The organism is Mycetocola sp., from assembly GCF_046716805.1.
In the GTDB taxonomy this organism is placed as follows: domain Bacteria; phylum Actinomycetota; class Actinomycetes; order Actinomycetales; family Microbacteriaceae; genus Mycetocola_A.
In genome coordinates, this window is sequence record NZ_JBKJWH010000062.1 from 1 (window position 1) to 8,329 (window position 8,329).

General features: G+C 64.2%; 10 protein-coding genes. 1 reads left to right on the plus strand and 9 read right to left on the minus strand.

The features are described 5' to 3' along the window. The first annotated feature begins 86 nt into the window (after positions 1–86). Positions 87–557, plus strand: coding sequence for an SRPBCC family protein (locus ACLQ62_RS05085; RefSeq protein ID WP_411720580.1), 471 nt, complete (start codon positions 87–89; stop codon positions 555–557). Positions 558–582: 25 nt separating this feature from the next. Here the strand turns inward: ACLQ62_RS05085 and ACLQ62_RS05090 are convergent, their stop codons facing one another. The 9 genes from ACLQ62_RS05090 to ACLQ62_RS05130 all read right to left on the minus strand — a co-directional run. Beyond that, positions 583–798: a hypothetical protein gene (locus ACLQ62_RS05090; RefSeq protein ID WP_411720581.1), complete on the minus strand. Its 216-nt coding sequence runs from the start codon at positions 796–798 to the stop codon at positions 583–585. 12 nt (positions 799–810) lie between these two features. Next, a complete protein-coding gene (locus ACLQ62_RS05095; protein WP_411720582.1) occupies positions 811–1,833 on the minus strand; it encodes an AAA family ATPase in 1,023 nt (340 codons plus the stop codon). A gap of 471 nt (positions 1,834–2,304) precedes the next feature. Further along, positions 2,305–2,751, minus strand: a complete 447-nt coding sequence (locus tag ACLQ62_RS05100; protein ID WP_411720583.1) for an SRPBCC family protein — start codon at positions 2,749–2,751, stop codon at positions 2,305–2,307. A 285-nt stretch (positions 2,752–3,036) separates the two neighbouring features. Further along, on the minus strand, positions 3,037–3,495 hold the full coding sequence (locus ACLQ62_RS05105) for a CHRD domain-containing protein (protein ID WP_411720584.1): 459 nt from the start codon (positions 3,493–3,495) through the stop codon (positions 3,037–3,039). A 339-nt stretch (positions 3,496–3,834) separates the two neighbouring features. Further along, positions 3,835–4,206: a hypothetical protein gene (locus tag ACLQ62_RS05110; RefSeq protein ID WP_411720585.1), complete on the minus strand. Its 372-nt coding sequence runs from the start codon at positions 4,204–4,206 to the stop codon at positions 3,835–3,837. 29 nt (positions 4,207–4,235) lie between these two features. Further along, the gene (locus ACLQ62_RS05115; protein WP_411720586.1) at positions 4,236–4,490 is read right to left on the minus strand and encodes a hypothetical protein; all 255 of its coding nucleotides are present in this window, start codon (positions 4,488–4,490) and stop codon (positions 4,236–4,238) included. A gap of 9 nt (positions 4,491–4,499) precedes the next feature. After that, on the minus strand, positions 4,500–7,085 hold the full coding sequence (locus ACLQ62_RS05120) for a WD40/YVTN/BNR-like repeat-containing protein (protein WP_411720587.1): 2,586 nt from the start codon (positions 7,083–7,085) through the stop codon (positions 4,500–4,502). Between the two features lie 351 nt (positions 7,086–7,436). Then, a complete protein-coding gene (locus ACLQ62_RS05125; protein WP_411720588.1) occupies positions 7,437–7,658 on the minus strand; it encodes a hypothetical protein in 222 nt (73 codons plus the stop codon). 179 nt (positions 7,659–7,837) lie between these two features. Further along, a partial coding sequence (locus ACLQ62_RS05130) for a GIY-YIG nuclease family protein (protein WP_411720589.1) occupies positions 7,838–8,329 on the minus strand: 492 nt, incomplete at its 5' end.

Genomic DNA, 8,329 nt, shown 5'->3' on the forward strand with positions numbered 1-8,329 from the left:
CGGGACCCCGGTTTTTTTTTGCCCTATTTTTTTGTTGTGGGGGGGGGCGCGACCGCCCACGACCACACACTATAGAAGGAGACGCCATGAGCACGAAGGTTGAAAAAAGCATCCTCGTTAACGTCCCGCTCAGCATCGCGTACAACCAGTGGACCCAGTTTGAAGAGTTCCCGCACTTCATGAGCGGCATCAAGTCCGTCACTCAGCTGGATGATGAGACCGTGAAATGGGTCGCGGAAATTGCCGGTGTCCGCCGGCAATGGAACGCAAAAATCCTGGAGCAGTGCCGGACAAGAAGGTGTCGTGGGCTGCGACAGAGGGGGGCGACCAACGCAGGGTCGGTGACCTGTGAGGACGTCGGAGGCGGACAGGCTCAGGTGCATCTCGTCCTCGAGTACGAGCCCGAGGGCCTGGTTGAGAAAATCGGCGACAAGCTGAACGTCGTAGAGAAACAGGCCGAGGGCGATCTGGACCGATTCAAGGCCTTCATCGAATCCGAGGGCTATGCCACCGGAGCGTGGCGGGGATCGGTAGGAACCGGTAACCTCCGCCGATGAGCCCGGCATTGAGACCGCCGCCGATTCACGTGGTGACAGCGGCAATGCGGGAATCTCGGGCAAGGTCGCCGCGGGCGTCGGAATCGCTGCTGCTGCTGCCGCTGCCGGTGGCGCCGCCACCAAGAGAACTGGCGAGGACACAACTGATGTGGAGGCCGACGTCACGCTCACGCCTGCCGATGAGGCGCTGCCAGACCCGACCCTCCCCGGGACAGAAACCGCCGAGGCGGGCGTGATCCACCCCAGCATTCAGTCAGGTCAGCCAGCGCCACCATCGTGACGGTTCGGGCTCCGGAGCTGGTCCCTCGCCCAGAGCTCGCGCTGCCTCCTCGATGTCGTCCGTGGTGAGCGTCATGACGTCGTCACGGTCGAGCGCGTCGAGACTCCGGTCCTCGTCAAGTGACAGCCTCAGCGCCTGGCGATTCAGCGCCTGCTCAAACAGCGTGCGGGCAAAGCGCGCGTTTCCGGAGTCCTCGCCGGAGTGAAGGCCGGCGAGAATGCGGCGCAGCATCTGCTCCGCGCCCGGCTCCAGTGTGTATTCGTGCTGGGCCAGCATTCGGTTGAAAATCGCCTCGAGGGCGTCGAGCGAATAGTCAGGGAAGGTGATCTCTCGCGCGAACCGGGAGCGGAGACCGGGGTTCGAGAGCAGGAACGACTCCATCAGCCGCGGATAGCCAGCCACGATCACCACCAGGCGGTGGCGGTGATCCTCCATTCGCTTGAGCAGGACCTCGATCGCCTCGGGCCCGAAGTCCATCCGGCCGTCCTCCGGGGCCAGAGCGTAGGCCTCGTCAATGAACAAGACGCCGTCCAACGCCCGCCGGATCACCCTGTCCGTCTTGATCGCGGTCGCGCCGACATACTGCCCGACCAGGCCCGACCGATCGACCTCGACCAGATGTCCCTTTTGTAGCAGGCCGACCGCGCGATACATCTCGGCCAGGAGCCGCGCCACGGTGGTTTTACCGGTGCCCGGGTTTCCGAGGAACACCAGATGCTGTGATGTTGCCACCTCCGGAAGGCCGTGCTCCTTGCGGCGGGCCTGGACCTGAAGTAATGCGACGAGCGCCTGCACCTGTTCTTTCACGGTCTCCAGGCCGACCAGCGCGTCGAGCTCGGCTTGCACCTCTGAGAGCGGTCGTGCCGGCCCGGGTCGCCCACCAAAGAGATCACCCACCAGATCATCCACCCGCTCCGAACCAGGCAGCTTGAGCTGCTCGGCCAGATGGCCAAGCGTTTCGCGCAGGTCGTCGAGCGGGTTGCGTTTGGCAGCCATACGTTTCTCCTGTGGCGATTGTTACGGGGCCGAGTGAAGGATCGCGGCGGATCGGTGTGCTGGTCGGCATGGCTTGCGGTGAAGGCGTCTTCGCTTCGTTTCATCCAGCGTAGGGCTGGGGGAGTCGAATCTGAATCCCCCTGACCGGCGGAGGGCGGAGCCTGGCCGATTACAGCGAGCGCGCCACGCGGTAGCGGAGGTAGACGACTCCCGAGGTGAAGCCGCGGCTCTCGACGAGTTCGAGATCCACCCGGCGCTTGCGCTGCGGGAAGAACGGAGGTCACCCTGCGCATCAGAGGTCCTCCTCGGTAGGAGTCCCACAGTCCCGACTCGCCAGGAAGCAGGCCCCAGCTGACGCTTCTGGTTTGTCTCTACCCGCCGTAACGACATGTGAGAACCTATCAGCCACGACCGCGGCCAGCGCTCGCGACTTTATTTGGCTTGCCTGACATCGCCGATCTTCGGTTGAGCTCACACCGCTTCGCAGGCCCGCTTCAAATCGACCAGGTCTTGGTGCAGTGCCTTCTTGGCTGCACCGGCGAACAACGCGCCGAGAACTCCGGCAAGGCGCGCGCCCAAGGTGTTCGGGGTTCCCACGAACCTCATGTCGATGCGGGTGCCGCTGCCTTCCGGCGTGAAGCGGTACTCGCTGCGATAGTGGGCGCCACGCGAATCCGCCTCTGCGACGTACGAGACATCCTGCTCATACCCGGTGACCCACATCTCCTCGGTCGCCTCTTTCCCGAACATCGTGCGTGTCTCCCGCCATCGGGTGCCGACGTTCAACTGGGATGGGCCCGCGAGCACCTCGACTTTGGTGATGCCGCCGATGTTGGCGGCGGCGTTGTCCAAGTCGCAGAACACCTCGAACACGCGTTTACGGTCGGCGTTGATTGTGATGCTGTCGTGGATGTTCACTGGCTCTCCTCTGCGAGCCCGCCGGTTGAGGCGGGTAAGACTCCGCCAACCGTAGCGGCATTGGCAAGCGTCGAGCCGCGCTGCCACGAGCTTCACCGGCCTCGTTCATCGCCGGGGCGCTCAAGAGTCTCTGGGCGACGAACTCCGACTGCGCGCGTTCCTGGACGCGCGCAGTCGGCGCAATGAGAGTCGAGTACGCTCGAAGCGGTAGCCAGACTCGTCGAATGTTGCGGGTCGGCTCGATTCGTCGTACTGGTTCCACCCGTCGGCTCGAAGCGGTAGACGTCAGTGGAGCTGTCCGCGCACCGCCCCGGCCGGGTAGTCGGCATTGTGCACGTTGATGTAGTAATTGTCCGGGTTGGCGTCGAGCGCGTCAGCGAGCGCGTCGTTGTCCACACAGCCAGCCGAATAGCCGTCGGTTGGGGCTTCCAGCCCTTGTACGACGGGACCCGCCGTGTTCTCATCGCCGACGTGGATGTGCGCCGCAGTCGCCGGTGCGATCCGTCGGACGAAGAGGTTGTAACAGATCGTTCCGTTGTCAGTGTCCCATCTGACGAAGGCGAAGCCGCGACCGTCCGGGTCGCCGGGACCTGGCACCTCCGCGGCGCCGGTCAGGCGGGTGAAAGAGAAGGGCAGGAAGTTCGTGGGCGAGTCGGAAGTCGCGGCCGTCGCGGCCGTGGGTAAGGCCACGGCGCCCGCTACCAAACCGAGTGAAGCCACTGCTGCCAAAAATCGTTTGCGCATGTCAGTCCTTTCGATTGTGCTGAGCGCGCCCGTCGCCGGATGCGTCCGATCTGGTTACTCAGGTTCTCGACGATGCCCCTGACAGCGCCAATAATGAAATTTTCGGACCTTTTGCCCAGACCAGTGCGCCTGCAGGAGGCGGTCTTGAAAGTGCGCTCGGCGATGCATTGGTAATGGTTCTAATCGATGGGGCGGCATCTGTCAACGGGCAGGATCGCCATTGCCCGTGAGGCGAGCCAGGGCACGTTTCGCCGATTCGTAACGAGCGGAGCTGCCGGTCAGGAGAGACCTCACGTCAGCAGCCTCAAGGAAAAGGCAGTCGTCTCGAAACGAACTGGTCTACATCGACCTGCTGAAGCCGGCGTGGTCGGGACCGCGCGTCGGCGTATCGGCAAATCCGAAGTGAGGTGCAGGTCCGGCCGACTCGTCGGTCGACGGTTCGGAATCAGCCGGAGCTGTCCGCGTCGTTGTCGCGAACTCCTGCGAGAACATCGGTTCGTTTGTGCTGGGCGAGTCCGGGGCCGGTCCGGCAGAGGTCGCGCTCTCCGTGAGTTCGCTTCGGAATGAACTGGTGGGTGCCTGGTTGGCGGATGCGGCAACGGTCGCCGTATCTGGGGCGACTCCAGCGTTCTCGGTCGGTGTGTCTGACACGGATGCGGTCGTGGCGGGCGGTGAAGGCTGATCGTCTTCGACTGTGATGACAATGCGCATTTTCGGCTCCTAACTGCCTGGCTGGGTGCTCAATTGAGGACGGCGTACCTGCCCTCGAAGGTGACGGCCTGTGCGGTCAGGTTCTTGACCGTGATCCAATAGGTGCATCGATTCCCGTCGGCCCGTTCAACCGCAACGTCCCATTCGATTTGAGGGCTGCCGACCTGCGGCGAGGTCGGCACCATGTACCAGACCACATGACTGGCAGCCGACCAGCCGAAGGTGAACCACCGTTTCGTTTGTTGGGCGGCAAGGGATCCGGTGAATTGTACGTTGGTATACACAAGGGCCTCCTAATATCGGCTGAGCACGGCGTATCGACCCTCGAACGTGATGGGGACGCCTGTCAGATTTGTAACGCTGATCCAATACGTCACGTACTCCGCACTGGCCCGTTCGACCTGTACATTCCACGTCACTTGTGGGGCACCAGGGCTGGGGGTTGTCGGCATGACAGTCCACACCACGTGCCAGGTCGCCGGCCATCGGAAGGTGAACCATCGTTTGGTCTCGCGTGCGGCGAGCGCGCCCGTCCACTGCGTGCCGCATCGAGGGTCGGTCTGCCAACCGTCGACCGGTATCTGCCAGACGCCCCGATTACGTGTCCCGGCGCGCAGAACGCGAGCGTGCGGATGAAAGATCAGATCCCCGACGTAAGCCGTAGGCAACCCGTTGGAGTAAGCCGCCCATGTCACGCCACCGTCGGAGCTTTGATAGACCCCCAGGTCGGCGCCGACCCACACGCGGTTCGGATTGGTGTCGTCGACGGCGATGGCGGTGATCGGAAGGTTCGGGAGACCGGCGGTGCGGTCTGTCCATGTCGATCCGCTGTCGTCAGATCGAAACACCCGGCCCCCGTTGACCGCGCTCGAGGTCACCCAAAGGCGGTCACCGGCGCCGGGAGTGGCGTACAGGTCGCTGATCCAAGCGGCCCTCGGCACGGCGAGCGCAGTCAGAGCGGACCAGTCGCCATCCGAGAATCGGCTGCGCAACACCCGCCCGTCGGTGAGACCAACGACAACGGTGTCGGGATCCGGTAGGTGAAGCGCGCTGGCGGTGCCAGCCGCCGGATAAGCGAGACGAGTCCAGTTGGTGGCGTTGTCGCGCGAGACGTACAGCGCAAGACCGCCCAGTGCAACGGTGTCACCGACCGCGGCACTGTATTCCACCGGTACGTAGAACAGTCCAGGCGCCTCCCCTGAGGGCCGCGGCGGCGTCACGAAGTTCCACGTGTTGAGGGCTCCACCTGTGGTCGAGCGCAACATCGTCCCGTTCTGTCTGGTGTGCACCATGGTGGTGGGGAGACCCCGGTTCACACCACAATCGCCGCCGTCAGCGTCTCCTACGTGCTCCCAGGACGACAGGCCGAGCCAGCGGTTGGTCCCGTTGTCCTGGGTGCCGCCGATCACAAGTCGGGAGGTCCCGATGTCTTGTGCGATGTATTCGAACTCGCTGATGACAAGCCCGTTATTGCACGAGACCCAGGTGACCCCCCGGTCCGGGCTCCGAAACAGTCCGCCGTCATTGCCTGCGTAAACGGTGTCGGGCAGCCCCGGGGCGAAGGCGATTGATTGCTGGTCAGGGTGTATCGAGTCGCCGATCTGTCTTGACGACAGGTTTGTCCAGGTCCAGTTGGCATTCGCGAGATCGCCGCGATGGAGATCGATGGCGCCGAGATACACCTGTGTGTCGCGATCCGGCGCAGCGGCGACGTACCAGTCGTACCAGGCCTGTCCACCGTTCACGTCAGCTGGTGGGGCGACGATATTCCACGCTCCGGCGTTGCGCCGCCACAGGAGGGTTGTGACCGACTGATCGTTGTTCAATCTGGCGCCCCACGCGTAGGCAACCGCGGCGTTCGACGGCGCGATGGAGACTGCGAATCGGAAGAAGTTGGCCGGTGCGCCTGGCAACGCAACCGCTGTCCAGGTCGTGCCGTCGTCGGTGGAACTGAACAAGCCGTCGCGGCATGCCGCCAGCACCTCGGTTCCTGCTGGGTCCACCGATACCCCCCAGCAGGTGCTCGAGCGCCGTTGCGTCCAGGTAGAACCTCCGTCGGACGAGACGTACAGCCCCCCGGTTGTCGCCGCGTACAGGCGCTGGCCGTCTGTGCGGTCGACCACGAGTTGGAAGAAGCCTTGCCCGACGAACGGGGCGGTGCACAGCGACATCCAGGTGGTACCGCCGTCGGTTGAGCGCAGGATCCCGTTGCCGAGGTACGTGTATCCCCACCATGCGCCTTCGCCGGTGCCGCAGTACGCGATGGAACCGTTGTTCGGATCGAACGCCAGTGCACCGACTGACAGCGTGGTTTGGTAGTCGGTCCGAGGAAGCCATGAGGCCCCGGCATCGCGGCTCTCCCACACGCCGCCGTTGGCAGACCCGGCCAGGACGTGTGTCGGCTGGGCCGGGTCGACGGCGACGGCGGAGAGGCGTCCGGACACGTTGATCCGCGAGTTGCCGTACGTTTGACCATTCGTGATCGTGTGCGGACCGATGGACTGCCACCGCGGTCCGGGTCCGGTCGGCGGGCCCATGGTTGCCGCTGCTTCTCGATAGGCATCCGCCAGCGAATTTCGCGTCGCGGAAGCATTTTCCGCGTCCGTCGGCGCTGGGCGTGCAGCGCTCGTCGACAGAGTCGACTCGCCGGTGTGCGCCGGTGCAACGGCGAAGCGTTCGGCGACGGCAAACACCTCTGACGCGTGCTCCTCCTCGACGATGGCGACGACAGCGTCTTGCATCAACGAGTCCAGGCCTTGACTCTTCAGGTGCTGGAGCAGACGCAGCATCGGCTTTCCCCCCGGCGGCCGCGCGGGCACCCCCGTCTCCGAGTCGATGACATCATTTCGCGTGCCGGATTCGTCTTCAGCGCTTCTCATGTTCACCACTCCTTCAACGAGGCAGGCCGACCAGTCGGCGGTCCGCCTAGTCCGTCTCTCTATTCGCCGCAGAGGTAGCGCCGTCGGCCTGCGCACCATCGCGCTCGGCTTTGGCGGGATCGTCCGACGTCGGTGACTCCTCGCCAGGCACCTCATGCAATTCAGGCTCGAGTTGCAGGTTCCGCAGGACTTCATCGACCTCGTCCGCCGGCAGTCGGGCCTGCAGGTGCTGACGGAGGCGTTCCTCAGCTCCGTGAGATTCTGACGGTCCTTCGTCCTCGGGCGACTTCATGATGGTTCACCCGCGCAATCCGTCGTTACACGGGCCGACCTCGCCGGCAGTCATATCGCTTACCGGCCGTCTTGCCCGCAGTCGTTCGGCCCTGGAAGCTCCAGGCAGGCCAAGCGGGTCTCGATCTGTTGCCGTTCCCCTACCGCCTGCGCCCATCCGCCGAGCGATACACCGCTGACGATCAATGCGAGGACGCTCAGAACGATCGCTATCTTCACCATGACGGCCTGACGTGTCTCGAGGGTCTGCTTCTCGGTGGACATGTCGGTTTCACTGCTCATGATCGCCATGGTTGCACCCTTCAACTGAGTTCCCCGCGTGACCGCAATATTTCTCGCTCCCTCTCCTGAAGTCAACCGGCTGTTCCCCGACATCGAGAGCGGAACGGGCATGGAAATCCCGGGTCGAATGACCGCTCGCGGCGCACCTCCGACTCCTGGCCCGCCCCCAACTTGTACCGTCAGCCGTGCAGCGCCGCCTGCTGGCTCCGCCACAGTGCATACTGCGCCCAAGGGTCATCGATGCCCGCCCGGAGGACTTCGATGTGCGCAAGGATCTCGTCATGGGCCGCGAACCATTCGCTGCGGTCGAGCCGGTGTGCGGCGAACTGTGCGTGCCGTCTCTGCTCGGTCTGCCGGTTGCCTCGTTCGAAAGCGAGAAGTTCGTCGTGACGGATGCCGGCGAACCGCTGGCGGGGATTCACCGACGTGCCGATCTTTATCCGATCCTCGAAGCGGAGATAATAGACGACGTCGACGCGCGGCGCGACGATCTCACCGTCGGGGATGTCGCCCACCCGCCACTCGCAGACGCCGCACAGCCAGCCGGACGGATAGCGGACCCCCAGACGGGAGCCGCAGGCCAGGCACGGGGTCGGCAACGCGTCGGTCACACCGCTGTCCCGAGCCACCCAGTCGTGCGCGACCTGAAGGTGGCGCGAACACAGGTTGAG